The sequence below is a fragment of the Vibrio glycogenivorans genome (assembly GCF_051660965.1).
GTDB lineage: Bacteria > Pseudomonadota > Gammaproteobacteria > Enterobacterales > Vibrionaceae > Vibrio.
The window spans coordinates 121,171-147,805 of the sequence record NZ_JBPVIS010000004.1 but is presented as its reverse complement, the minus strand read 5'-3'; the positions used below and the strand labels follow the sequence as shown (position 1 = coordinate 147,805).

Annotated in this window: 22 protein-coding genes; 17 read left to right on the top strand and 5 right to left on the bottom strand. The window is 50.7% G+C overall.

From position 1 onward, the window contains the following. The first annotated feature begins 7 nt into the window (after positions 1-7). Together ACSTTG_RS11385 and ACSTTG_RS11380 are read left to right on the top strand one after the other, a co-directional pair. Positions 8-895: a sugar phosphate isomerase/epimerase family protein gene (locus ACSTTG_RS11385; protein ID WP_438474905.1), complete on the top strand. Its 888-nt coding sequence runs from the start codon at positions 8-10 to the stop codon at positions 893-895. A gap of 13 nt (positions 896-908) precedes the next feature. Then, positions 909-1,664, top strand: a complete 756-nt coding sequence (locus ACSTTG_RS11380) for a sulfite exporter TauE/SafE family protein (RefSeq protein ID WP_438475023.1) — start codon at positions 909-911, stop codon at positions 1,662-1,664. Positions 1,665-1,732: 68 nt separating this feature from the next. On the opposite strand, the gene ACSTTG_RS11375 is transcribed toward ACSTTG_RS11380, so the two are convergent. Together ACSTTG_RS11375 and ACSTTG_RS11370 are read right to left on the bottom strand one after the other, a co-directional pair. Continuing rightward, positions 1,733-2,659: a LysR family transcriptional regulator gene (locus ACSTTG_RS11375; protein ID WP_438457010.1), complete on the bottom strand. Its 927-nt coding sequence runs from the start codon at positions 2,657-2,659 to the stop codon at positions 1,733-1,735. A gap of 79 nt (positions 2,660-2,738) precedes the next feature. Continuing rightward, a complete protein-coding gene (locus tag ACSTTG_RS11370; protein ID WP_438457011.1) occupies positions 2,739-4,178 on the bottom strand; it encodes a sugar porter family MFS transporter in 1,440 nt (479 codons plus the stop codon). 540 nt (positions 4,179-4,718) lie between these two features. Between ACSTTG_RS11370 and iolE the strand changes: the two genes are divergently transcribed. From iolE to ACSTTG_RS11330, 8 genes are all read left to right on the top strand, one after another. After that, positions 4,719-5,612 carry a myo-inosose-2 dehydratase gene (gene iolE, locus ACSTTG_RS11365; RefSeq protein WP_438457012.1) on the top strand — a complete coding sequence of 298 codons (894 nt, stop codon included), beginning with the start codon at positions 4,719-4,721 and terminating at the stop codon, positions 5,610-5,612. Between the two features lie 104 nt (positions 5,613-5,716). Continuing rightward, positions 5,717-7,588 carry a 3D-(3,5/4)-trihydroxycyclohexane-1,2-dione acylhydrolase (decyclizing) gene (iolD, locus tag ACSTTG_RS11360; protein WP_438474904.1) on the top strand — a complete coding sequence of 624 codons (1,872 nt, stop codon included), beginning with the start codon at positions 5,717-5,719 and terminating at the stop codon, positions 7,586-7,588. 85 nt (positions 7,589-7,673) lie between these two features. Next, entirely contained in the window at positions 7,674-8,849 is a 1,176-nt protein-coding gene (locus ACSTTG_RS11355) for a Gfo/Idh/MocA family protein (protein WP_438474903.1), read from the top strand. Positions 8,850-8,861: 12 nt separating this feature from the next. Then, positions 8,862-9,848, top strand: coding sequence for a 5-dehydro-2-deoxygluconokinase (gene iolC / locus ACSTTG_RS11350; protein WP_438457015.1), 987 nt, complete (start codon positions 8,862-8,864; stop codon positions 9,846-9,848). Between the two features lie 172 nt (positions 9,849-10,020). Continuing rightward, a complete protein-coding gene (locus ACSTTG_RS11345) occupies positions 10,021-10,890 on the top strand; it encodes a 5-deoxy-glucuronate isomerase (RefSeq protein ID WP_438457016.1) in 870 nt (289 codons plus the stop codon). 11 nt (positions 10,891-10,901) lie between these two features. Then, positions 10,902-11,729, top strand: coding sequence for a class II fructose-bisphosphate aldolase (locus ACSTTG_RS11340; protein ID WP_438457017.1), 828 nt, complete (start codon positions 10,902-10,904; stop codon positions 11,727-11,729). A 76-nt stretch (positions 11,730-11,805) separates the two neighbouring features. Further along, complete coding sequence (locus tag ACSTTG_RS11335; protein WP_438457597.1) at positions 11,806-12,639, top strand: MurR/RpiR family transcriptional regulator; 834 nt, start codon at positions 11,806-11,808, stop codon at positions 12,637-12,639. Positions 12,640-12,997: 358 nt separating this feature from the next. After that, complete coding sequence (locus ACSTTG_RS11330; RefSeq protein WP_438474902.1) at positions 12,998-13,189, top strand: hypothetical protein; 192 nt, start codon at positions 12,998-13,000, stop codon at positions 13,187-13,189. Positions 13,190-13,409: 220 nt separating this feature from the next. Here the strand turns inward: ACSTTG_RS11330 and ACSTTG_RS11325 are convergent, their stop codons facing one another. After that, the gene (locus ACSTTG_RS11325; protein WP_438474901.1) at positions 13,410-16,574 is read right to left on the bottom strand and encodes a response regulator; all 3,165 of its coding nucleotides are present in this window, start codon (positions 16,572-16,574) and stop codon (positions 13,410-13,412) included. A gap of 171 nt (positions 16,575-16,745) precedes the next feature. Between ACSTTG_RS11325 and yegD the strand changes: the two genes are divergently transcribed. After that, complete coding sequence (gene yegD, locus ACSTTG_RS11320) at positions 16,746-18,098, top strand: molecular chaperone (RefSeq protein WP_438474900.1); 1,353 nt, start codon at positions 16,746-16,748, stop codon at positions 18,096-18,098. A gap of 116 nt (positions 18,099-18,214) precedes the next feature. Here yegD and ACSTTG_RS11315 read toward each other — a convergent pair whose 3' ends face one another. Together ACSTTG_RS11315 and ACSTTG_RS11310 are read right to left on the bottom strand one after the other, a co-directional pair. Next, positions 18,215-18,463 (bottom strand): hypothetical protein, encoded by a 249-nt coding sequence (locus tag ACSTTG_RS11315; RefSeq protein WP_438457020.1) that lies wholly within the window; start codon positions 18,461-18,463, stop codon positions 18,215-18,217. A 97-nt stretch (positions 18,464-18,560) separates the two neighbouring features. Continuing rightward, a complete protein-coding gene (locus ACSTTG_RS11310; protein WP_438457021.1) occupies positions 18,561-19,394 on the bottom strand; it encodes a formate dehydrogenase accessory sulfurtransferase FdhD in 834 nt (277 codons plus the stop codon). Between the two features lie 245 nt (positions 19,395-19,639). Between ACSTTG_RS11310 and ACSTTG_RS11305 the strand changes: the two genes are divergently transcribed. The 6 genes from ACSTTG_RS11305 (at position 19,640) to ACSTTG_RS11280 (ending at position 26,627) form a co-directional block, all read left to right on the top strand. Continuing rightward, complete coding sequence (locus tag ACSTTG_RS11305) at positions 19,640-20,107, top strand: DUF3305 domain-containing protein (protein ID WP_438474899.1); 468 nt, start codon at positions 19,640-19,642, stop codon at positions 20,105-20,107. After that, complete coding sequence (locus tag ACSTTG_RS11300; RefSeq protein WP_438457023.1) at positions 20,097-20,852, top strand: DUF3306 domain-containing protein; 756 nt, start codon at positions 20,097-20,099, stop codon at positions 20,850-20,852. The genes ACSTTG_RS11305 and ACSTTG_RS11300 overlap by 11 nt, the downstream gene beginning before the upstream one ends. A gap of 256 nt (positions 20,853-21,108) precedes the next feature. Then, entirely contained in the window at positions 21,109-22,770 is a 1,662-nt protein-coding gene (locus tag ACSTTG_RS11295; protein WP_438474897.1) for a 4Fe-4S binding protein, read from the top strand. Between the two features lie 86 nt (positions 22,771-22,856). Further along, complete coding sequence (locus ACSTTG_RS11290; protein WP_438475022.1) at positions 22,857-23,438, top strand: TorD/DmsD family molecular chaperone; 582 nt, start codon at positions 22,857-22,859, stop codon at positions 23,436-23,438. A 121-nt stretch (positions 23,439-23,559) separates the two neighbouring features. Further along, positions 23,560-23,760, top strand: a complete 201-nt coding sequence (locus tag ACSTTG_RS11285) for a twin-arginine translocation signal domain-containing protein (RefSeq protein WP_438457026.1) — start codon at positions 23,560-23,562, stop codon at positions 23,758-23,760. Between the two features lie 11 nt (positions 23,761-23,771). Further along, the gene (locus ACSTTG_RS11280) at positions 23,772-26,627 is read left to right on the top strand and encodes a formate dehydrogenase subunit alpha (protein ID WP_438474896.1); all 2,856 of its coding nucleotides are present in this window, start codon (positions 23,772-23,774) and stop codon (positions 26,625-26,627) included. Positions 26,628-26,635 lie beyond the last annotated feature (8 nt).

Here is a 26,635-nt window from a genome sequence, read left to right as displayed (position 1 = left end):
GATGGTTATGCTAAATCGTATCGCTTGTGCCCCTTGCTGTTGGGGCGTTGAATTTGCGTCCAATGAGACCAACCCAAGCTGGGGAAAGGTATTAATGGATGCCAGTGACAGTGGTTATCATGGGATAGAGTTAGGGCCAGATGGCTACTTTCCGCTCGAAAAGGGACTGCTGCGCAGTGCCTGCCAAGTGCGAGGCCTTGAGGTTTGTGCTGGAAAGATTGAGCTACCCTTTGCAGATACATTGCAGATGAGCTCGATTCTGGATGAGGTGGCACACATTTGTCAGCACTTAGCTTCATTAGAGGTCAAGACCTTGCTGATCATGGAAGGGGTCCACAGCCAACGCTCCGGACACCGAGATCACTCAGCAACCGCGATACGTTTAACGGTCAAGCAAAAGCAGCAGTTGAACGACAACCTAGATGCGATCATTTCGATCGCAAACAAGTATGGTTTGCGCTGCCTGCTACACCCTGGGGTTGGCGGCTATATTCGCTATCAAGACGAGATTGACTTTGTTCTCCATCAGCTCCCTGAGTCTCGTTTAGGCCTGTGTTTGGACGTGGGGCATGCTTTTCTCGATGGTATGGATCCGGTGAGCATCATTCATCAATATGGGCGCCGAATTGAGCATGTTCACCTGAAAGACATATCGATGCAGAAGCGGCGTTTGGCAGTACGTGACAGGCTGGAGTGGGTCGACGCCTACAGTCAAGGCATCGTTACTCCTTTGGGGGAGGGGGATATCCAGCTTAGCCAGATTATTGAGGCACTAAATCAGTTGGATTATCAGGGCTGGCTGGTGGTGGAGCATGAGCATGCTTGCGATAATGCCGAGCAAGTGAGCGCCGATTTGTCTCGCAGTCGACAGTATTTACAACGATTAATGGCTTAGGGTAGAGAACGTGATGCTCAGCGATCCTTGGTTCTATCTGGCTGCTATCCCAGCGGTGTTGATTTATGGCGTTGGTAAGGGCGGACTCGGTGGCGCGCTGGGTATTATCGCGGTGCCGCTGATGGCATTGGTGGTGCCGCCAACTCAGGCAGCGGCAATACTGCTGCCAATCTTGTTGGTGATGGATGGTTTTGCGGTCAGTCATCATTATCGTGATGCCGATTATCAAGTGATCAAACGGATGCTACCGGGCGCCATTGTCGGTGTTGCCTTGGCGGGATGGATACTCAAGGTGACGCCCGAGTCAGGGCTTAAACTCACCATTGGTCTATTGTCACTGCTGTTCTGTCTGCAACACTGGTTCGGTCGCGCGCGACAAACAAGGCCGCCAGGGCCGCTGGCAACATGGTTTTGGGGCACTATGACTGGCCTATCGAGTACGGCCATTCATGCTGGCGGGGGGCCTGCGAGTATCTATCTACTGCCACTCAAACTGCCAAAGATCACCTTGATCGCCACGATGGCAGTACTGTTTGCCATCATCAATCTGATCAAATTGATCCCTTACATAGCATTGGGCGAGTTTGACAGCACTAATTTAATCACGGCCCTAGTACTGATCCCCTTAGCCCCTCTAGGGGTTAAACTGGGTGTCTATCTGCTCAATTACACTAGCCAAGAAAAGGTTTATCAGTTGTGTTATCTGTTTCTGTTTGCCTCCGGTATTAAGCTCAGCCTAGACGGCCTTCGAGCTATCACAAGCTTTTAAACAAGCGTTGAGCATTGCCTTGGCCGCCAATACAGAATGCTTATCCCTCACATTGTTGAGCGATTATTTTAGATCTCCCCATTGGCTTGCAATAAGCTATCGATCTGCGATGTGGCTTGCAGCAGAAACTGCTTAAACCTCGTCACAACTGGCGAGGATTTTTGTGGCGAGTGATAGTAAAGGTTAAGGCTCCAGATACTGGTTTGGTACTCTTCGAGCAAGGGAATCAGTTGCTGCTGAGCAAGAGCTGATCGGGTAACAAACTCAGGAAGATAGGCAATACCTGAGCCATTGATGACCCCCTTAAGTAGCAGATCGCTATCATTGACCTCAATCGTCTTCGGCACTTTCAGCATAATATTTTCCATACCAGAGCGAAAAATCCAGTCATTGCTGCCAGTTAGTGTGGTTGCCATCAAGCAAGCATGTTGGCGTAAATCCTCTGGGTGGGTTGGGCGCGGGTGCCGCTCAAGATAGTCACGTGCAGCGACGACAATAAATGGACACTGCATCAGCTCTCTTTTGACTAATAGCAGGTCTTTATCGCGATAGCCTTGATAGTGGGCATTGGCGCTGATGAGTAAGTCACAATGATTGGCGTGGTCTAGCGCCCATGGTGTCACGTTGATATTAAAGGTTACTAGCGGGTTTTGTTGGCGGTAATCGGCGATGATATCCATCAAAAAGTGGTTGGCAAAAATAGGCGTGCAGGCGATGTTGATATGGCCTTTTTCTTGGTCTTGAAAATCCTCTAGCTTGCGCTGGATACGCTCAGCGTGATCAACTAGAGGGGCGAACTCTTCATAAAGGGTTTGTCCTGCCTGGGTGGCTTCGAGGAGGCGGTTGGTGCGGCGACACAAAGTCGTGGCAAAGTGGCGCTCAAGATCTTGCAGCCAGCGGCTTCCAGCCGAAATGGAGATATCGTGCTTTCTGGCCGCAGAAGAGATCGAGCCCGAGCGGATCACATCAACAAAAAAAGCCATCTTATCTAGCATGATTACTCCAAGTTAGCGGGGAGTGGAGGGCAAAAGGGGCAGAGTGACACACACCCTGCCCCTAGGCGATTGAGGATGATTAGGCGTGCGCCTCCGATGGTTTTTTCGGTAGCTCTTTACCGAGCTTTTTCGCCATCGCTTCTTCCATTTTCTCTAAGCTAACCCCTTTGGTTTCAGGGACATATTTAACAACAATGAACATGCAGATAAGCGATAGTACCGCGAACAACCAGAAGGCGAAGGCGCCATTAAAGTTCTCTTGCAGGTAAGGATTATCGTTGAGCATTGGGAAGGTTTGAGTCACGATAAATCCAGTAAACCATTGTGCTCCGACTGCGATCGCCATCGCTCGTGAGCGGATGCTGTTGGGGAAGATTTCTGAGATCATGGTCCAGCATGCACAACCCCAAGAGGTGGCATAAGAGACGACGTAAAGACACAGAGCAAATAGGGCAGCGTAGCCTTCTGTCTGGTTATAGAGCACATGGCCGACCACGAACATCCCAAGCGCACAACCAAAGGTACCAAATTTCATTAGTGGTAGGCGTCCAACCTTGTCGATAAGGTACATGCCAAGCGCGTTACCGCCGATAAACACTAGGCCAACAAAAGTCGTTTGGAATAGGGCGTTTTCAGTTGAACCGGTAATAGGTTTCAGGATTTCCGGGGTGTAGAACATGATCACGTTAATACCGGTCAACTGCTGCGCCGCCGCGACAAAGGTACCAATCACCAAGATAGAGAACAGCAGGGGTGAGCGCAGACTGACCTGTTTGTTCTTGCCTGAGGTTTGGTTGAGGGACTCTTGTATCTCTCCAATCAAGCGCTGGGCATGCTCGGGGTTTGAAATGCGTGACAAGGTAACCTTGGCTTCAGCTAAACGGCCCTTAAGCACCAGCCAGCGAGGAGACTCAGGGATAATAAACAGCAGTGCCGCAAATAGAGCAGCAGGTAATACCTCAGAAGCCAACATCCAGCGCCAGCCCAAATCCACCAACCAGGCTTCTGACATACCACGAGCAATCAGATAGTTAACATAGAATACTCCGGTTTGACCGACCACAGCTGATTGCTGGAACATGCTGACAGCGCGACCACGGAAGTCCTTTGGCGCCACCTCTGACATATACATAGGTGAGACCACGCAGGCAAGACCAACAGCTACACCGCCAACAATACGCAGCAATACATAGAAGGTGAAGGTAGGCGCGACCGCACTACCGATAGCAGAGATTATAAACAGCACCGCTGCAATGAAAAGGGTGTTACGTCGGCCATATTTTAGGGCCGCCCAACCTGCGCCAACCGCGCCGATGATGCTCCCCAAGACGACACTCGATACCGCCCAACCTGTTTGAGCAGGAGTGAGCCCAAAGTACTCTCTAATCGGCCCAATCGCGCCGGAGATAACTGCAGTATCGTAGCCTAAGAGGATACCGCCCAACGCGGCAATACAGCAAATTCTGACAATGTAGGCAATATTGTGTTTTCGAGCTTCAGCATTGGATGTCGCTTCCATGTTAATTTCCTTTATTAGAGTCCCCAAACCGTCACCTAACCATCGAATCAGTTCGTGCTGGGTTACCACCAATACTGCGCAAGTAGGGTACGAGTATTGATATCTAGTTGGTCAACTAATTATGTATTTTTATTGGTGTGGAAATTATTTTTCATTGTGTTGACATGTTTCATCATAAGCTCGCTCGCTAAAGAAGACTAGTCGAGGAGCGTATCAATGCTTGAAAGTGTTATCTAAATCAAACTATGGAAAACATTTTTCAAAAGTAATTTTTAATTTAACTGATTGAATATATTGAGTTTTTATGAAATGAGATCTAGCTCAAATTCATCTTGTAGCCCCCGTTTTCCCTAGCTTTTTCCATTTTTTTGAAAAAAAATCGAAAAGAAATTTGAGTGTGAAAAATATTTTTCAACTGGTGTTTTTTTAGGTAGTGTTATCTCCAGTGAAACGAAAACTGTGAATCAGAAAGTGCTCCACAATCTAAAACGCTTTTTACTTCACCCCCTAAATCAATGACACCTTTGTTGGAGAATAATAATGAGCAACGTGCAATATGGAATTAGCCCACTCACTTGGACAAATGATGACATGCCAGAGCTTGGCGGTGATATCCCATTGGAGACGTGCCTAAGTGAGATGGCAGAAGCCGGCTTTACTGGGACTGAGTTAGGTACTAAATATCCACGTCAGCCAGAGGTGCTTATCCCATTATTAGAAAAACATGGCCTGGTACTCGCTTCTGGTTGGTACAGCGGCAACCTGATGACGCTGACGGCTGAAGAAGAGATCGCCGCGATGCAAGACCACATCAAACTGCTAAAAGCGGCCGGCTGTAAGGCGATGGTGTTTGGAGAAGTCAGCAACACCGTCCACGGTGACATCAACACCCCGCTTTCGCAGCGCGTGATCCTGACAATGGATGAGTGGAAAACTTACTGCGCCAAGCTGACCACGGTCGCAGAGTATTTGCTCAACGAGCACGATATCAAGCTGTCATTCCATCACCATGTCGGCACCATCTGTGAGACAGAAGACGACATCAACTTGTTAATGGAATTCTCTGGCGAAGCGGTGCACTTGACCCTAGATACCGGGCACATCACCTACGGTGGCGGTAACCCAGTGACCATGATTGAGCGTTGGGGGCATCGTATTGGCCACATGCACTTTAAAGACCTGCGTCTAGAGGTGATGAATGCTGCTCGCTCTGCCGATAAGTCGTTCCTTAATGCCGTATTAGACGGCGTCTTCACAGTACCAGGAACCGGCGACGTTGATTATGACGATGTCTTCGCCGCGCTTAAGGCACGCAACTACTCTGGATGGCTGCTGGTGGAAGCAGAGCAAGACCCGGCTAAGGCACACCCGCTGACGTTTGCCAAAACGGCTTACGAAAACATCACAGGTTACGCCAAGAAGTACGGCTTGTAATAGAGCACGCATGAAGGGGAGCCCCTGAGCTCCCCCATTTCAAGCTACCAAAATCCTCTCTACTGGGTAGCTGATGAGCAAAAAATTGATTACCGAGGAAGACAATGAATACAGTACGCCTAACAGTTGCAGAAGCACTAGCAAAGTACTTAGCAGCTCAAATGATTGAAATTGATGGTAAAAAAGAGCAACTCTTTGGGGCGGCGTTTGCCATTTTTGGTCACGGCAATGTGACTTGTTTTGGACAGCAACTGAAAAATATCGAAGACAAAATTCCAACCTGGCGTGGGCAAAATGAGCAGTCGATGGCAACCGCCGCCATCGCTTATGCCAAAGCGAATCAGCGTCGCCGTATTGGTATTGCCACTAGCTCCATCGGTCCAGGAGCGACCAATATGGTCACTGCCGCCGGTATTGCGCATACCAACCGTCTTCCTGTGCTACTTATCGCGGGTGACGCTTATGTTAGTCGTCTGCCTGATCCTGTCCTACAGCAGCCAGAAAATTTTTACGACCCATCAATCACTTGTAATGACACTTTCAAGCCCCTAACTCGTTACTGGGATCGGATTATTTCACCTACTCAACTGATGCACTCTCTGCCTCAAGCCATTGATACCATGCTTGACCCAGAGACTTGCGGCCCAGCATTTATCGGTTTGCCCCAGGATATCCAAGGTGTTGCTTACGATTTTCCAGAGGTCTTCTTTGCAGAGAAAGTACACCGTATTCGCCGACCTGAGCCAGAGCTTGCCGACCTAGAGGATGCGAAGCAAATCTTGCTTGAGGCGGAAAAACCATTAGTGATCTCTGGCGGCGGTGTGCACTACTCGCTGGCCACCGATGAGTTGGCTGACTTTGCCAAGACACACAATATTCCAGTTGTGGAGACGATTGCAGGTCGCGCGACCATGCTGCAAGACAATCCGCTTAACGCCGGGCCCATCGGCGTCACGGGCTCTGATTCTGCCAACTATATGGCCGCCCATGCCGATGTTGTGCTTGCGGTAGGCACGCGATTACAAGACTTCACCACGGGCTCTTGGAGTGTGTTCAAAAATCCACATATGAAGCTAGTCACGATCAATACCGCGCGTTTTGATGCGATTAAACACCGTGCTATCCCGGTAAAAGCGGACGCCAAGCGCGGCCTGGTGGAGCTGTCAAAACTCCTCGGTGATTATCGTTGCAGTGATGACTGGGCGGAAACTGCGAAAATCCAAGCCGATCAATGGAAGGCCTTGGTTCAGCGCCGCACTAACCCGCAGCCAGGTGAACTGCTACCGGGGCTGACCTCTTACGCGGAAGTCATCGGTAAACTCAATAAGTCTATGCAACCAGGAGATACTGTGCTGACTGCCGCCGGCGGCCTACCAGCAGAGTTGGCGATGAACTGGCAGAACTATCAGATTGGTAAGTTCGACGTCGAGTTTGGCTTCTCGTGCATGGGCTATGAGATAGCCGGTGGTTGGGGCGCTAAGGTTGCCAACCCAGACAATGACGTCGTCGTCTTAGTCGGCGATGGCTCCTACCTAATCCAGAACTCAGATATCTATTCCTCGGTACTGACTGGCCACAAGATGATTGTGGTGGTGTGTGATAACGGCGGCTTTGCGGTGATTAATAAGCTGCAAAACAACACCGGCAACGAGTCCTTCAATAACCTTCTCGAGGACTGTCGTCGCCCTGATGGCGAGGTCGCTCGAGTCGACTTTGCCAAGCATGCCGATGCGCAAGGTGCGATTAGCGAGAAACTAACCAGCGTTGATGAATTTGATGCTGCATTCGCCCGAGCCAAGGAAGCCGACCGCACTTATGTGATTGTGCTGGATATCGACCCAGTCTCCCCCGCAGCTTGGTCGAAGTGTGATTGTTGGTGGGAAGTTGGCCTACCAGAAGTCACGCGCAATGACCAAACCGCGCAGAAGGTTGCCGATTGGCAAGAAGGCCGAGCCACTCAGCGCCCAGGTGTGTAGCCACTTATTTGATTAGCACTCTTTTCTAGAGAAAAAATAATACTAACTGGGCTCTTAACACCCAAGAGCCCACAAGGAGTCAGATATGTTTAATGAAGAACGTCATTTTGAGCAACCTATCCGCTGGGCAATGGTCGGTGGAGGACGTGGCAGCCAGATCGGTTACTCGCACCGCAATGCAGCAACCCGAGATGGCCTGTTTAAGTTAGTCGCTGGCGCATTTGACCTTGATCCACAGCGCTGTCGTGATTTTGGTGAAAACCTCGGTGTCGATGGCGATCGCTGTTATGCCAACTACAAACAGATGTTTGAGCAAGAAGCGCAGCGTGAAGATGGTATTCAAGCGGTGTCTATCGCGACACCCAACTCGACCCACTACGAGATCTGTAAAGCCGCGCTCGAGGCAAACCTGCACGTTGTGTGTGAGAAGCCGATCACCTTCACCACAGAGGAAGCTGAGGATCTCAAACAGATCGCGGCCGAGCGCAATCGCGTGATTGGCGTGATGTACGGCTACACTGGTTTCCCTATGGTGCAACAGGCGCGCGAGATGGTTCAGCGCGGCGACCTTGGCGAAATTCGCGTGGTGAATATGCAGTTCGCACACGGTTTTCACAATGAAGAGTATGAAAAGAATGACCCAGGTCTGAAGTGGCGCGTCAGCCCTGAAGTATCCGGTCCGACTTATGTGTTGGGTGACATTGGTACCCATGCCTTCTATCTGAGTGAAGTCATCACAGGTTTAGAGATCGATCGCTTGGCCTGTATGCGTCAAAGCTTTATCGCTTCACGTGCGCCTCTTGAGGATAACGCGCACATCATGATGCAGTTTAAAGGTGGCGCGGTGGGCACACTCTGGGCCTCAGCGGTAAATGCCGGCTCCATGCACCAGCAAAAAATCCGCATCGTTGGCTCAAAAGCCTCTATCGAATGGTGGGATGAGTATCCAAACCAACTTCGTTACGAGGTACAGGGCGAGGCGCCTCGAGTGCTCGAGCGCGGTATGGGCTATCTATACCAAGATGCTCAAGGCGTAGCGGCTAATCGTGTTGGTGGTGGTCATGCCGAGGGATACTTTGAGTCGTGGGCGAATTTGTATCACCGCTTTGCCCTGGCATTTGATGCTGCGGATCGTGATGACCAAGCAGCACTGTCTGAGATCTGGTTCCCAGGTATCGATGCGGGCATCGAGGGTGTTCGCCTATGTGAAAAGTGTGTTGAATCGGCAGACCAAGGCGCTGCTTGGGTTGAATACAAGTAATTAGGAATGACGATGACTAAGATTGCACTTCAACAGGACAGAGAGTTGGATGCCATCGTGTTGGGTCGCGCGGGCGTGGATCTCTATGCTCGCGAGTCCGGTACGGATATGGCGGATATCTCGGGTTTTAACAAGTTTGTCGGCGGCTCAGCTGCGAACATCGCGGTGGCAGTGAGCAAGCTCGGTGGCAAGGTAGGTTTCATCGGTTGTGTCGCAGAAGACGCATTCGGCGATTACGTTAAGCAGTACATGTCGGGCCAAGGGATTAACCTTGATGGCATGAAAGCCGATGCCTCGGGCACACGCACCTCGGTGGCGTTTACCGAGATGAAGCCCAAAGACTGCACGGTGATCATCTATCGCAACAATGCGTCGGATTTGACCATCAAGCCAGAAGAAATTGACCCTAAGTATATTGCGCAAGCGAAGGTTTTGGTGGTGACCGGCACCGCCTTATCTGAGAGCCCCAGCCGCGAAGCGACCTTGATTGCCATGCAACACGCAAGACGCAGCAACACGCTGGTCGTTCTGGATGTCGATTACCGCCCGTACTCGTGGCGCACCGATACCGATGCCTCGATTTACTACGGTATCGCGGCGGGTCTCTCAGATATCGTTATCGGCAATCGTGAAGAGTTCGACATGATGGAAACGGTGTTAGCCCCAGGCAATCGTGACGATGACCAAACCGCGCAGCGTTTCTTGTGTGAAAACACTCAGATCGTGGTGATCAAAGCCGGTGAGTTTGGCTCTAAAGTTTACTGCCGTGATGGCTATCGCTTTGAGCAAGGCATCTTTCGCGTTGAGGCCAATAAACCATTTGGCTCTGGTGACTCGTTTGCGGGAGGGCTTATCTGGACGTTAACTCATGGTGGGTCCTTAGAAGAGGGGATCCGCAATGGCACCGCGGCGGCGGCAATTAATGTCAGTGGTGACAGTTGTACCGAGGCGATGCCGACCAAAGAGCAGCTTTTTGATTTTATTGAGACAAGAGTGTAAGGGCTGTACCTGCCCTTAGGGCGCGGGTTAGTCAGATTTATGTCTCCCGGGTCAGCATAGGAGAGCCCAGCGGCGCTTTTGTGCACCATCGTGGCCCGGACTTTTATTACAACAACAAGATTTTTCGGACTATTTTGTTTTGCCAACGCAAAACGACTGTGAGGGAACCAAAATGGGTAAACATATTCCACCATTTGATAATAACAACCAAGCCATTATTGACGTGAACGATGAGGTCACGCCGCTGTGTTATTTCAATCAAGTAGTGCTAGAGCAAGAGCAGTCTTTTCAACACAATGTCCCAGGCTATGAGACGGTGATCGTGTTGGCGGGCGGAACCTGCTGCATTACTGTTAGCAAAGATGGCGAAAGCCAAACATTTGACAACATTGGTCAACGCAAATCTGTGTGGGATGGCAACCCAGAAGCTGTGTATGTCCCACTTGGCTACACCGCAGAGATTGTTTGCGTCAGTGAGCAGGCTGACGTGATGATAGCCGGCGGCCAATTTGAGGCTTCTCTGACGCCTTTCTGTGTGCGTGAGGAGAACGTTGATATTGTTCAGTATGGCTCTGATGAGACCAAAACTCACCGCAAGATCAAGCATGTCCTTGGTCAATCTAACTCTGAGCAGCGTGGCCGCCTGTTGGTCAGCGAACTGTTTACCGTCGGAGCGGGCGGTTGGTCAGGCTTCCCGCCTCACAAGCATGATGAAGATCGGGTCAAAGAAGATGGCAGCAAAGAGACCTTGTACGAAGAGGTTTATCAGTTCCGATTTAACCCAGACTTTGGTTTTGGCGCGCAGTTTCTTTATGAGCACGAGGACGATTTTGGCCCCGTTTATCATGTGCGCACAGGCTCAGTGATTGCGATTGATAAAGGGTATCACCCAAGCGTTGCCGCGCCTGGTTATGAGATGTATTACTTCACGATTATTGTTGGCAAGACCGAAAAGTCCTTGGTTCAGCACTTCGACCCTCATCACGAGTACCAGGTAGAAACCATTCCTGGCATTAAAGATATGATTGCTAAGTTTAAGTAGGGAGAGTCACCATGCTTGTATCACTAAAAGAGTTGCTGCCACAGGCGGCAGATTCAAACTACTCCGTACCGTGTTTTAACGTCTTTGGCTATGAGGATGCACGCGCGGTGGTCGAAGCGGCAGAGACCGTTGATAAGCCGGTGATCCTGGCCTGCAATAAAGATGTGGCTGATTTCTATGGTGTTGAGACTGCCGCAGCGATGTTCCTTAATTTAGCGGATAATGCCTCGGTTCCCGTGTGCCTGCACCTTGATCACACTTATGAAGAAGAGATCGTGTACCGAGCCCTCAAGGCGGGCTTTAGCTCGGTGATGTTCGATGGTTCACAGCTGACACTGGAGCAAAATATCGCGCGAACCCGCAAAGTGGTTGATGTCGCGCATGCCCTCGGCGCGTCGGTAGAAGGTGAGATAGGATCGGTGCCTTATGACGAAGGCCGTGATCATATCAAATCCATCTACACCGAGCCGGAAGATGCGCAGCGTTTTGCCAAGGAGACTGGTGTCGACGGCGTTGCGATATCGGTTGGTAACATTCATCGACTAACAGAGCCTACTAGCAGTATCGATTTTGGTCGCTTGGATCGTATCGCCAGCTTGGTCGAAACACCTCTAGTGATCCACGGCACCAGCGGGATCCGTGATGAAGACATTATCAAGCTCAAACAGAGCCGTGTTTCTAAGTTCAATATCGGCACCTGCTTGCGCCAAGCTCTTGGCCATAATTTGCGCGATTATATGAATCAAGAAGAAGATAAGTTTGATCGTATCTACTTCATGCGTAAAGCAATGCCGCATGTTAAGCAAGAAGCACTGCGCAACTTTGAGCTTTTATACTAAAATTCCCACCCCTCTTGATTTGGGGGGTGTCGTTTACTCACTGCGTTCGGTATGATTGGGGGAGAACAGTTAAATGATGGAACTTGATGTGACAACACCTCAAGATTTGGACAGCCTCAAAGAGGTGATCTCCAAGCGTTATCAGGGACTGAGTGGTCGCCTGCAACAGGTCGCGGATTTCGTGACTGAGCAACCGATGTTGGTTGCCGTAGAAACCATGGCAACGATTGCCAATCAAGCCAGTGTCCCCCTTTCTACCTTGAGTCGATTCGCTAATGCGATGGGCTTCGATGGTTTTTCATCGATGCAAGCCCTGTTTCGTGAGCAATACCTAAATCGCCCGCGAGATTATAAAGAGCGGGTGCGCAAGGCTCGGGAGATGGAAGATGTCCCTCAAGATGCGCCCCAGGCCATTTTTCAAGACTTTGGTCAGGCAAATATAGAAGCGATTGAACAGTTACAAGTGTCGGTCTCTCCGCACAAGCTTGAGCGTGCGGTGAGTTTGATGAACCAGGCTGAGACGATCTATATCCAAGGAACTCGACGCGCTTACCCGGTGGCATTTTATCTCTGGTATGCATTGATGAAGTCAGACAAGAATGTGGTGCTTCTTGATGATCACGGTGGGATGCTATCCCCACTGACACGCCGCATGAGCGACAAAGATGTTTTGTTTGCGATTACCTACAACCCCTATGCACAAGAAACCAGTGATCTGATCGACGAGGCGTGTCAGCGCAACGTCCCGATTGTTTGTATTACCGATAACCAGATGACGCCGCATGGCAGTAAAATGGCGGTGTGCTTTGAGGTGCAAGAAGGCGATCTGATGGGCTTTCGTTCCCTGAGTGCCTCCATGTACCTAGCTCAATCACTGGCGGTGAGCCTGATCTGTCAGGAAGTAAAATAAACTTCAACTAGTGACCTCGAGACGCAGACTTCAAAGCCACATACCGTTTTCTTTGTGTGAGTTTGCTCAAAGCGCGGCTAGCGTAGGTCACTTGGGTGTATTGCTCACCTGAGTAGATAGCAGCTGAGATACTCGACAGCACAGACAAGCCCAGCCGCTGAACTTTTTTATGCAATTAAAGTATTGACTAATACCTACCTGTTTCTTGATTTGTAATATTTGCTTACAAATGCCAATGATCGCGCCTCTAACTCCCGCGTAGAACTCTCAAATCGATGTAGAGCATGGTTCCACCACACAGTTCACATGGTCACTACATCGGTCGATGTTGCAACACGAGCTTTGGCAGGGAGGAGTTATGAAGCAATGTCCATTTTGTTATTGTGAGTTAGTTTGTCGCAGTGGCATCAAGGTATGTCCGAGAAATGAGATTGGTGACTGTCGCTATGATGCGTACGCCCAACACAACCAATCAGCATTACTCCGGCCTCGTAACGCAATCAAGTTTGAAATGAAGCTCAGTGCAGCTCAAATGCAAGAAAAGGCCTAGGAGAACACCCAAATAAAATGGACAGCAAGAGTCGTTGTCCATTTTATTTTCATTGCATGCAATCAAAGCATTGACTAAAACAAGCATCTACACAAAACTGCTCGAACCTCGAACCTCGAACCTCGAACCTCGAACCTCGAACCTCGAACCTCGAACCTCGAACCTCGAACCTCGAACCTCGAACCTCGAACCTCGAACCTCGAACCTCGAACCTCGAACCTTAATGCGTCAGACGCGTGATCTTATCAATTAAGATGTCTTTCTTAATCGGCTTGGCGAGGTAAGCATCCATCCCCATATCGAAGCAGCGCTTGATGTCGTCATCCACCACACTGGCAGTGAGGGCGACGATAGGCGTGCGTTCAAAACCAAACTCGTTTTCGAGCAGGCGGATCTCTGATGTTGCGGTAAAGCCGTCTTTGTTGGGCATCATGCAGTCCATCAAGATCAATTGATACTTGTTGCCGGCTTCAATTAAATCGACGGCCTCTTGGCCATCATTGGCGATATCGTACTGGTAACCCGCATTCTTGAGGTGAGTTCCTGCGACTTTCTGGTTAACCTTGTTGTCTTCAACGAGTAAGATTTTTTCGGGCTCTTTACTTGGTCCTGTACTTTGATTTGCACTTGGCACAGGCGCTTCTGGAGTGGCAGAGGCAGGTTCAGACTTACTTTGTACAACGAGGTTAGGCTCTTCGGTGATCAAGCGTTCTATCTTGTCTCGAAGTAGGTCAGATTTGAAGGGTTTCGGCACATAGTCGTCCATGCCACACTCGAAGCAGTACTGGATATCGTCGTCGACCACACTGGCGGTCATGGCGATGATCGGCAGTTTTTTATGACCGTTGTTTTGCTCCCAAGCGCGAATTTGCTTGGTGGCCTCAAAGCCATCCAGCACCGGCATCATACAGTCCATCAGCGCAAATAAGTAGGCGGGGTTGGCTTTGACCATATCGACCGCTTCCTGGCCATTGTTGGCAATATCACACTCGTAGCCCATCTTGCGCAGTGCTAGCTGTGCCACTTTTTGATTGACCTTGTTATCTTCGATGAGAAGTGCCTTGGTGATCGCTATCTCTGGTTTTGTATCTGTCGTCGTTGCGACTGTATAGGCAGATGGTGTTGCGGTTGAGCAGATCCGTACGGCTTTGATCAAGCGATTGCCCAACAGTGGATAGCTGACCAAGCCATCGATCAAGTTACCGTAGTCATGCTGTGATTGGCCATAGCGACGCACTAGACATATCTTCGGTTGAGCAAAGCGCTCGCGCAGGCTTTTACAATCGGCGAGTGTTTGATTGAGCTCTGACTGGCACAGAACTACCACACAGTTATCGTGCAGATCACTGACTGCCGCGGTGTTTTTATACACCTTGAGGACATCCACATCGTAGTACTGGAATTCTTGCACTAGCCCCTCGGTCATATTGGCATCTTGACTGACTAAGACGACCTGCAACTTGCTTTGTTCTACGGCGGGTGAATAAGTTTGGTCAATCACCTCAAGGCCAAGCTCAAAGTAAAAGCGGCTGCCGTGTCCCTTTCTTGAATCAAGCTTGATTTGACCACCCATTAACTCGATCAATTGAGTACTGATAGCCAGCCCCAACCCAGTGCCACCGAACTGACGCGTGGTCGAATCATCTTCTTGGGCAAAAGGCTCAAAGATGGTGGCTTGTTTTTTTTCGTCGATACCGATACCAGAGTCAATCACCTCAAACTCGATCATCGCAAGCTTGCCGTCCATGCCATTGACTTTGGCGCCAATCGTCACCCCACCAGTTTCAGTAAACTTCACGGCGTTTGACATAAAGTTCATCAGCACTTGGCGCAGGCGGTGATCATCAATCATGATCCGATAGGGCAGGTTAGGATCGATATCGACATTGAGTGTGATCTCTTTCTCGGCGGTTTTCGGTGCTAAGATCGAGGCGATATCAAACAGTGTCTCGCGAATCGTGGTGTGGTGATGGGCGATCTGCAGCATGCCCGATTCAATCTTAGAGAAGTCGAGGATGTCGTTAATAAGACTCAAGAGTAGCTGTGATGAGGTTTCAATTGTATCCACATAATCGCGCTGTGTGGCGCTAAGTTCGGTGTCGGCGAGGATCTCAGAGATCCCAATCACCCCATTGAGTGGCGTGCGGATCTCGTGGGACATATTGGCCAAAAAGCTACTCTTGGCTTTACTTGCGAGGATCGCTTTGTCTTTGGCCGACTCGGCCTCCTCTTTAGCGCTGATAATACGTTTTTGGTTATCGATCCGCTCTTTGGCAAGGTGATCCACTTTGGCGGCGAACTTACTTAGCTCATCCGCTCCGGGGACTTTGACCTCAATATCGGCATCTGGAGAGCGTTCAATTTGCTCAAGAGAGCTGAGGATATACTTCAACTTGGAGGTAATGCGGTGCGCAAGACTGATCCCAATCACCAAAACAATTAAGGTTACGAAACCAATGCTGGACAAAAATAGATTGCGCTGAGTATTAAAGTCTGCGACTAGTTGTGAAATTTCACCCTTAAGCTGCTCCTCAATCGCACTCGCTACGCCAGACAGTAAATTGAGTCTTCGGTCCAGAGCGACAAAGCCTTGTCTTAGCTCAGAGTCTGAGATAGGTGTTGTCGCTCGAGTATCGAGTAAGCGTTGGCGAAAATCATTACTTTTGATAAAGGCCTGATTGGAGAAAGTGGTCAACAGTAGCTTGACTTGCTCTTCATCGGCGTTTATGGCTACGAAGCGTTCTATATACAACTGCTGCTTCTCTAGATAAGCAAGCAGCATGTCATGATGATAGGGCTCGCTGAGGATGTCTGAAATCTCACTGTTGCTGACATCATCGATCAGCATGTGTGTGTGCCAGTTTTCTTCAGATGCCCAAAATAGTAACCACTCCAGTTGATAGAGTGCCTGTTGGTGGCCCTCGACGGTCGACAAGCCACTATGGATCGGCTCTTTTTCTAGCATTAAAACCAGCTGTTTGTAGATGTCAGCCATCCAGTCGGAGAGTTCAGTGATTTCTTCAGGGTCAGTGGACACCCGAATTGAGCGCCCGGTTTCTTTCAGGTCTGCCACAAGCTCTCTCACTAAGATCTGCTCTTGACTTGGGAAGGTGTTCGGGATCAAGCCCTGCAGGTCACCAAAGGCACGTTCTAACTGTGCTGTCTCTTGGTTAATCCGCTCTTGGTGAGTGGCCTTGTAAATGGTCGAGAGGTTTTCTATAAAATTAACGCCACTTTCGATGGTCTGCAAGCTAGTTAATTGCTTGTCGAGGACACTGATTTGGCGAGTGGCGAGAAAAATCACTAACAGCAGTGGCAGTGATAGGCCAATCAGGAGTTTTGTTTTTACTGAGTAATTATTCAGCCAACCGAGTATAGATGTCATGATTTCACCTAATTTGTCGTTATGTAGGCAAGCTAGTAGACAAATAGGTGATATCAACTCAAACGGTATGTCGTTCTGTAGTTTGAGGTGACTTATTTAAGCTGCAAACTTGACGCAGCGATCAGTATCGGGTTTACTCTCCGGCCCCATTTTTCAGCACAAGGTCTCCTCATGGCAATAGGTTTTGATTACGGTACAGCAAACTGCTCGGTCGCTCAGCTTGAGCAAGGCATGGTAAAACAAATCCCGCTGGTTGGAGAGCAACGCTACGTGCCATCGACCTTGTGTGCGCCAAATTCGGAGTCGGTGTCTGAGTTTCTGTTTCGTTGCTGTGATATTCAACCAGCAGACAGTACCGGCGAGGCGCTACTGCGCCGCGCGATTAAGGTCAATCGTGAGGAAGGGCTAGAGATCCAAGCTGATGATCTTAAATTTGGTCATGAAGCACTTGATCTCTACCTTGAAGATCCGCGCGATGTTTATTACGTCAAATCGCCAAAGTCTTTTCTAGGTGCGATGGGATTGCGCGATATGCAGCTTGCGTTCTTTGAAGATCTCGTGTGCGCGATGATGGTCAACATCAAGCAACGTACAGAAAATCATCTACAACAGTCAGTCACTCAGGCGGTGATCGGACGCCCAGTTAACTTTTTAGGGCGTGGTGGGGATAAGTCCAATATCCAGGCGGAAGGCATTTTGCGCCGAGCGGCCAATCGCGCAGGCTTTCGTGATGTCGAGTTTCAGTTTGAGCCAGTAGCCGCTGGCCTTGAGTTTGAGGCGAGCCTCAATGAAGATAAAAACGTACTGATCGTGGATATCGGCGGTGGTACCACTGACTGCTCGATGATCCAGATGGGGCCATCGTGGGCCAAGCAGCTTGATCGCAGTGCCTCGCTATTGGCGCACTCAGGACAGATGGTTGGTGGTAACGACCTCGACATCTACACCGCATTTAAGTGCTTTATGCACGAGTTTGGTATGGGTACCAAGCGCCAGTCGGGTCTCGATATCCCAATTATCCAGTTCTGGAATCCAATCGCGATCAGCGATGTTCAGGCCCAGCGTAGCTTCTACGCTCACGATAATGGCGCCGTACTAAAGCACATTTTGCGAGAGGCGAAAGAGCCAGAAAAAGTTCAGCGCTTACTGCAACTGCACAATGAAACCCTAGGCTATAGCGTGATCCGCGAAGCGGAGAAGACTAAGATTGCCCTTGGAGACAACGAACACTACCAAGCCAATATCAATCTGCTGTCAGAGGTATTTGCAGTGGATGTGACGCGCGAGCGTCTAGAGGAAGCGATCGTTCCACCGACCAATAAGATCAAAGCCTTGGTCGAAGAAGCCGTCACCCAAAGTGGCATCAAACCCGACACGGTATTCATGACCGGCGGCTCAGCACGCTCACCCATCTTAACCAATGCCGTCAAAGCGGTTGTCGGCGACATCCCAGTCGTGCGCGGCGATTTCTTCGGTTCAGTCACTTCTGGCCTAGCACGTCGAGCTGACATGATCTTCGCCTAACGGCAGGTGCGAGGAGCGGGGACACTTCGTTTCGAGGAGCGAGGAAGTTCACCGCGAGTGATAAACCCCTCGCTCCCCGAAGGGCGAAGCCCGTCCTCGAACCCCGAACCTGTGGTTTAGTGTTTGCGGCTAGGCCCGTTGCGCACTAAATCTTTGCCGTTTTCGTAGACTTCAGCCGATACCCAACGGCCAAGCAGAAGCTGGTGTTTGCTGTCTAGGACTGCGACAAACGGTCGGCCGTCGGTGTTGGTGGTCGCAAGCGCGATGCCTGCGACATCAGAAAGGCCAAGTGCGCCACTTTCTACAGTGATAAGGAAGCTTTCAAGCTCTTCTAAGGTATCAATTACCTTTGGATCGTCGATCATGATGATTCTCTGAAATTGTGTTGCTGTAGCGCTAACTATACTCGCATTCACACTCACTGGCACATCCAATCGCTCTGATTGATTAGAAATAGGTCAATCAGTCGTCCCCATTGCTGCCTTTTACATCAAAGTCGATCCGCTCTGCGCCATGGAAGACTTGAAACCGGAGCCCCTTGGCCCTGGCAATGGTGATAATGCCAAACTGTTTGGCCAAATCGAGCCCCATTTGGGTGACACCCGAGCGCGAGAGCAATACGGGTACTCCCATCTGCGCCACTTTGATCACCATCTCTGAGGTGAGGCGTCCGGTGGTATAGAAAATCTTGTCATCACCAGTCTCTTGGTTAAGCCACATTTCACCTGCTAGCGTATCGACGGCATTATGTCGGCCAACATCCTCGACAAAAGACAGCACTTTGTCGCCCTTGCAGATGGCGCACCCATGCACCGCACCGGCTTTTTTGTAGGTGTCATTAAAGTGAGTAAGCGCCTCCAATGCGGTGTAGATCTCGGATTGCTTTAGCGTCACCTGTGGCACTTGGTAGCCCTCAAGCTGCTTCATCACGTTGCCATACATGGTGCCTTGGCCACAGCCGGAGGTAACGGTTTTTTTCTTTAGAGCCTCCTCGACCTGGCCGACATCCTCTTTAGTGATCACAGCGGCTGAGCTGGTTTGCCAGTCGATGATCACCGACTCAATTGCATCGGGGTCGCTGATAAAGCTCTGATTCTTCAGATAACCCAAGACTAAAGAATCAGGTCTTGAGCCAAGTGTCATCAGCGTGACGACCTCTTTCCAGTTCAGCATCACGGTGAGAGGACGCTCACAGGCGATCTGTTTGGTGATGACTTCACCATACTCGTCGTAGACGTCGACTTCGATGGTTTGCATCGGGTTATCGCTGGTTTTGATGATATGGGGGTTACTCACGCCGAGCTCCTTGATTTGTAATTGTTTTAGTATGGCTGTCGATACTCAATTCTCTGCTATTAAGCAACGCTCGTTCCAAGTTTGTCAATCAGGCAATAGATAGAGAGTAGGCACTGTTTTTGCTTTGGTTTCTGATTAACGATCTTATTAGCTTTATTTGGGCTTACTTCGCAAACCGATCAGTTAGAAAGCCGATCATTAAAAAATGTCACCGATAAACACTTAATAATAATGGCACAGCGACTATGGAACCGTCACAACCCCCTAACACACATGCCGAGCAGAAAACGGAAACCCTGTGGCCGCTTGGCTGCCAACTGGAGTCGAAAGCGATCCAAGCTAAATTCTGGTCGACACTGCAATGGCAACTGAACGGCTTTGATCTTCATCCTCAGCAGGACCAACCCTATCCCGTTTATCTAGAGCTGTTTAAGGATGAGCGGACCGATTATCGCTTTAACCTAAGCTCACACCAGCCCAAATTATTTGTAGTGCTGGAAGATGGCAGTGCCGAGGTGCCGGTTATCGTCAGTATCACTGCCTCACAAAGTGTTGCGGCGCAGTTTATGGATGGCGATTATCAGGTGTTATCGAGCGATATGCCGCTGCCGATCCAAGCGTGGATGGAGGCGTTTATCGGTCGCCATGGCGAGCTGATTGAAGAGCGAAAGAAAAAGAAACGAAAGGGAGCAGGGCGTTCACGTGAGCAATAGTTTTTTATCACGCTGGTCACAGCGTAAAGCCGAGCAGGAAGCACTTAAGTCGGTCCCGGATGGGCAAGACAGCGTCGATGAAGAGACTAGTCTTGAGCAGGACGGTGAGGCGCGTCTTGATGACCAAGAGGGGGCGTCAGATGTTTTGGATGAGAGTGCTTTAGAACTAGGCGCTGCTGAGGAGCCTGCGCCAGAGTCGCAGGATGATGCGTCGGAGACAGATGGTGCAGACAGCGAGCCTCCCACCGTTGCCGAGTTACTGGCAATGGGCGCCGATGCCGCTGTGAAAAAGCAGGCTTTGCGCAGCTTGTTTTTAAGCGGTGAGTTTTCTGAGGTGGATCGCCTAAACGACTATGACCATGATTACAAAGCGGTGAAGTCACTTTCCAGTGAAGCGGTACAAAAGCTGCGAGATTGGATGCAAGAGGAAGTCGAATCAGAGATTGATGAAGACGACCAAGCTCAGATTACCGAGGCAAATAGCACTGAGGCTAATGACACCGAGGCTAATAGTACCGAGATTAGTGATACCAACGTTAATGATGCTGAGATACAGGGTGACACCCAACAGGTATTGGATGAGGCGATTGGCGATACAAATGATGAGCCAGAGCTTGCCGCACAGCTCAGTGAAGATGGAGCTCAATCACCGGAAGAGCTAGCCTCTGAGCCCAAACAAGTGGATTCAGATCACGCTCACGGGGGGCATGTGCGACAAAATAACCCAAATTCCGACCAAAGTTAGCATAGGGTCATTTTGTCCATGAGCCTCGTCACATAGGTGAGACAAAATGTCTCTATCCACTGTTGCGAAAATGAAATAGGTCATTTTGTCTTGAGTGCTGCCACCAAACCTTAATGCGAAAGCCCCCAGAAAATGGGGCTTTTTTATTTCAGGCTTAAGCCCGTGAAATTGGAATGGTTATTGCTCTTAACCAGTTTATAACTAAAAAAACACAATGCGATTGCTATGATGCGATTGCCTTGATGGAACGAGAGCAATGCTGAAAAATTTACTCCAACAAAGCCAAACGGTGAATGGTAAAGCACGGCTGTACGCGATTGAAAATACAGTTGAGTTGACCAATTTGATCCCACCGACCGTCAGTTATGAGAGCGGGGGACACACCTTGTTGATCGGTCCAACCGCGATCATCACCAGCACCGCTGAGCAGCTAGCACAGATGAACTCACTCACGCTTCTTTCCACCGATGGCGAGAAAAGTGATGATCCGCGCGTGTTTTACACTCAGTCTGTCGCAGTGACAGGCTTTTTAGGCGCATTTGAAGTGCAGGTCGAGAGCGGTTTGGTGACGACGAATCTCGCTCAAGTTGCCATCGGCGCGGATCGCTTTGATGTGGTGCTCGACCTTTCGCTCAACGGCTGCATGAGCGAGGAGGTACCCGTGCCGGGTTACTACCCTGTCGGGCGAGGCTATCCTAAATTGGCGGATGCTCTGGAAGAGATCCCGACCTTGATGGGCACCTTTGATAAGCCCAAATATTTCCGCCTCGATAACGATATCTGTGCCCACAGCTCACGTGGCGTCAAAGGCTGTCAGCGCTGCGTTGATGCCTGTCCAGCGGGCGCGTTGAGTAGTGAGGGCAATGACGATATCGGTTATCAGATAGAGGTTAACCCATACCTATGCCAGGGGATTGGGACTTGCGCGACCTCATGTCCAACAGAGGCCATCTCCTATGCTCTGCCCAATCCCACCGACACGCAAAAGTTTATCGAGCGTACGCTGCACAACTACGCCCAGGCTGGTGGCACAGATCCGGTGATCCTGATCTGCAGCAGTCGTCATGAAAGCTATAACGCCATGGCACTGCAAGCATTGCCGGATCACGTGGTGCCGATTGTGGTTGAAGAGTTACCATCGGTTGGGATTGATTCTTGGTTCGCCGCGCTAGTCAATGGTGCCAGTCAGGTACTGTTTGCCGCCAGTCGGCATATGCCAGAGACAATCTTGCGTGTACTCAACAATGAGGTGGCGGTAGCGCAGGGCATGCTAGAGCAATTGGGCCTAGAGCGCGATCGCATCGATATTCTCTATCTTGAGGCTCTGCGCGATGAACTGCCAAGTCTCGATTACCCAACTCTCGGTCTTAACCTAGGCGATCTCGCCGGCAACAAACGCAGCCGCTTATTCGTTGCCCTTGATGCGTTAGCCGAGCGCTACCCTGCCAAAGAGGCCCAAGTACCCCTGCCGCAGACCGCAGCTTACGGCACGGTGGCATGCTCAACTAAAGATTGCACCCTATGCATGGGTTGTGTGGCTGTGTGCCCAACCGCAGCGATTCATTCGCCGGGCGATTCACCCGCACTGCAATTTATCGAGCAAGACTGCATACAATGTGGCATGTGTGAAAAGGCCTGCCCAGAGAATGCGCTGACACTCACCCCGCGCATGAACTGGGATAAAACTGAGCGTCAGAGCGTGCAGGTACTGCATCAAGACCAACCTGCTGAATGCTTACGCTGTGGTAAGCCATTCGCGCCTCAGTCGATGATCACCATGCTGCAGCAAAAGCTAGCGGGTCATTCTCAGTTTACCGATGACGCCGCCATACGCCGCATTGCCATGTGCGAGGACTGTCGCGTTATCGATGTGTTTGAAGGCATGGCGCAAGATCCGACTAAACAGTTGGATTACTAAATAAGCAGTTGAACTACTAATAGGAGCCAGATGTGGATACCCAAACAACACTAAGAACCGACATCTACTTATTGATCGCCAGTTTGATGCGCCAAGCGCCGAGTCGCGAGCAACTGCAGTTCCTCAGTCAACTGGAGGTCGAGCCAAGTGAGAGTGCCATGCAAGCCGCGTGGCTTGGGTTGATCTCAGCCGCCAAAGCGGAGTTGATTCAAGGTGACAGCCAGGAGCGATTAGAAGAAGAGTACCAAGAGCTGTTTATCGGCATTGGCCGTGGTGAGGTGATGCCGTTTGGCTCATGGCATATCGCCGGCGCGCTGATGGAAAAGCCGCTTGCAGAGCTGCGCCATGATCTGGCGCTGCTGGGTTTCGAGCGGGCTGAGAGCGTGAAAGAGCCGGAGGATCATATCTCAGCAATCTGTGAGGTGCTCGCGCTGCTCTCTGAGCAAGATGAGCGTCAGCAACAGGTGATGTTTAACAAACACCTTGCCCCTTGGCACCAATCACTGGTTAAGCAGATCAATCAGGCGGCCAGCGCGCAGTTTTATCTCGCCATTGCTGCGCTGATGGACGCCTTTTTTACCCTCGAGCAGGTGCGTTTTAGCGACGCAAGCGCTCACCACAAACAAGGTCAGAAAATCGAAGTGAAGAATATCGTCGATACGCTCTAGTCCTACCACCCCAGTTGTTCTTCGAGAACGGCTAGAGCGCGTCCTCTACGATAAGTGTAAAACACAAGCCAATAATAAAAACCTTAAAGAAACGAGAAGGTACACGGGAAGGAAGCAACCCATGAAAGACAAAGATAAAGTCAATACCAGCCGTCGGGACTTACTCAAGGGCCTCACTGCCGCCTCCATCGCAGGTGCGGTTGTGGCCGGGACCACCCAGGCTGCCCATGCTGACGAGAGCACGCCAGCTGACGTCAAGCCAGACAAAAAGACTGGTTATCGAGAGACTCAACACGTTCGTGATTACTACGACACCCTATAGGAGCGATGACAATGAAGTTAACTAAACGCTCAGATAGCGTCACCAAGGAGCAAAATCAGCTCGGTGTCAGCCGTCGAGCCTTCATGCGAAATACCTCAATTGCCGCCGGTGGTCTCGCCGCAGGCAGCGCACTGTTTGGACCTAAGATGATCCAAAAAGCCGAGGCGAAGGCGGTCGACCCTGATGCAAAAACCGAAATCAAGCGCACCATCTGTACTCACTGCTCAGTCGGTTGTGGTATCTATGCCGAGGTGCAAGACGGCGTATGGACAGGCCAAGAGCCGGCGTTTGATCACCCATTTAATGCTGGTGGTCACTGTGCCAAAGGGGCCGCATTGCGTGAGCATGGCCATGGTGAGCGCCGCCTCAAATACCCAATGAAATTGGTTGATGGTAAGTGGAAAAAGCTCTCTTGGGACGAGGCGATCGAAGAGATCGGCAACAACGTGCTCAAGATCCGCGAAGAGTCGGGCCCGGATTCGGTCTACTTCCTCGGTAGTGCTAAGCACAACAACGAGCAGGCGTACACCTTCCGCAAAATGGCCTCAATGTGGGGCACCAACAACGTTGACCACCAGGCGCGTATCTGTCACTCCACCACGGTAGCAGGGGTAGCCAACACCTGGGGCTACGGGGCGATGACCAACTCGTTTAACGATATGCACAACTGCAAATCGATGCTGTTTATTGGCTCAAACCCGGCCGAAGCCCACCCAGTGGCGATGCAACATATCCTGATCGCCAAAGAGAAGAACAACTGTAAGATTGTCGTTGCAGACCCGCGTCGCACGCGCACAGCAGCCAAATCCGATCACTACGTCTCACTGCGCCCAGGTACTGATGTGGCGTTTATCTGGGGTCTCTTGTGGCATGTGTTCGACCAAGGCTGGGAAGACAAAGAGTTTATCCGTCAACGCGTGTTCGGCATGGATGAGATCCGCGCTGAAGTGGCGAAATGGACCCCAGCGGAAGTTGAACGCGTGACCGGCGTTTCACAGGCTGATGTCTATCAAACTGCCAAGTTGCTGTCTGAAAACCGCCCAGGCTGTGTGGTTTGGTGTATGGGTGGTACCCAGCACACCACAGGTAACAATAACACTCGCGCTTACTGTGTGCTCGAGCTTGCGCTGGGTAACATGGGTAAATCGGGTGGCGGTGCCAACATCTTCCGTGGCCATGATAACGTGCAGGGCGCAACCGACCTTGGCGTATTGTCGCATACTCTGCCAGGTTACTACGGTCTGGCTGAAGGCTCTTGGAAGCACTGGGCGAATGTCTGGGGCGTTGATTACGAGTGGCTGAAGAATCAGTTTGACCAGACCGAGTATCGCGGCAAGAAACCGATGCTCAACATGGGTATCCCAGTGTCTCGCTGGGTCGATGGGGTGTTGGAAGACAAAGACGCCATCGAGCAGAAAGACAATATCCGCGCCATGTTCTACTGGGGTCATGCGGTGAACTCGCAAACCCGCGGCGTGGAGATGAAAAAGGCGATGCAGAAATTGGATATGATGGTGATTGTTGACCCGTATCCAACCGTGGCTGCGGTAATGAATGGTCGCACCGACGGTGTTTACCTGCTGCCTGCAACAACTCAGTTTGAGACCACAGGCAGTGTGACCGCCTCAAACCGCTCATTGCAGTGGCGCGATCAGGTGATTGAGCCATTGTTCGAGTCGAAATCAGACCATGAAATCATGTATCTGCTGTCGAAAAAACTCGGTTTTGCCGACCAGCTGTTTGCTAACGTCAAGGTTGAGAATAACGTGCCGGTGATTGAAGACATCACCCGTGAGTTCAACCGCGGCATGTGGACGATTGGCTATACTGGCCAAAGCCCAGAGCGTTTGAAGCAGCACCAGCAAAACTGGCACACCTTCCACAAAACCACCTTAGAAGGCGAGGGTGGACCAGCCGATGGTGATACCTATGGCTTACCATGGCCATGTTGGGGCACTCCAGAGATGAAGCACCCAGGTACCCATATCCTTTATGACACCTCGAAAACTGTCGCTGATGGTGGCGGTAACTTCCGTGCTCGTTTCGGTGTGGAGTTTGAGGGCAAAAACCTGCTTGCAGAGGACAGCTATTCACTAGGCTGTGAGCTAGAAGACGGCTACCCAGAGTTTACCGATAAGCTGCTTAAAGCGCTTGGCTGGTGGGGCGATATGACCCCAGAAGAGCAAGCGGCGGCCGAGGGTAAAAACTGGAAGACCGACCTGTCTGGTGGTATCCAGCGCGTGGCGATCAAGCATGGCTGTATTCCGTTTGGTAATGCCAAGGCGCGTGCGATTGTGTGGGCATTCCCTGATCGCGTGCCATTGCACCGTGAGCCACTCTACACCCCACGCCGTGATTTGGTTGCTGACTACCCAACCTGGGATGACAGCGAATCTATCTACCGCTTACCGACCCTGTACAAGTCGATTCAGGACCAAGACAAGTCGGCTGAGTACCCAATCATCCTGACCTCTGGTCGCTTGGTTGAGTACGAGGGCGGTGGTGATGAAACCCGCTCTAACCCTTGGCTGGCAGAATTGCGTCAAGAGATGTTTGTTGAGGTCAACCCGCGCGATGCCAATGACTTAGGCTTTAAAGATGGCGACATGGTCTGGGTTGAAGGGGCTGAGAAAGGACGGATCAATGTTAAGGCCATGGTGACGCGCCGCGTCAAACCAGGTATGGCATTTATCCCATTCCACTTTGGCGGTAAGTTCCAAGGCGAAGATCTTCGTGGTAACTACCCTGAAGGATCAGATCCTTATGTGATTGGTGAATCTGCCAACATTGCGACCACGTACGGTTATGACCCAGTGACGCAGATGCAGGAAACCAAAGTCACCCTATGTAATATTCGCAAGGCTTGAGGAGTGTA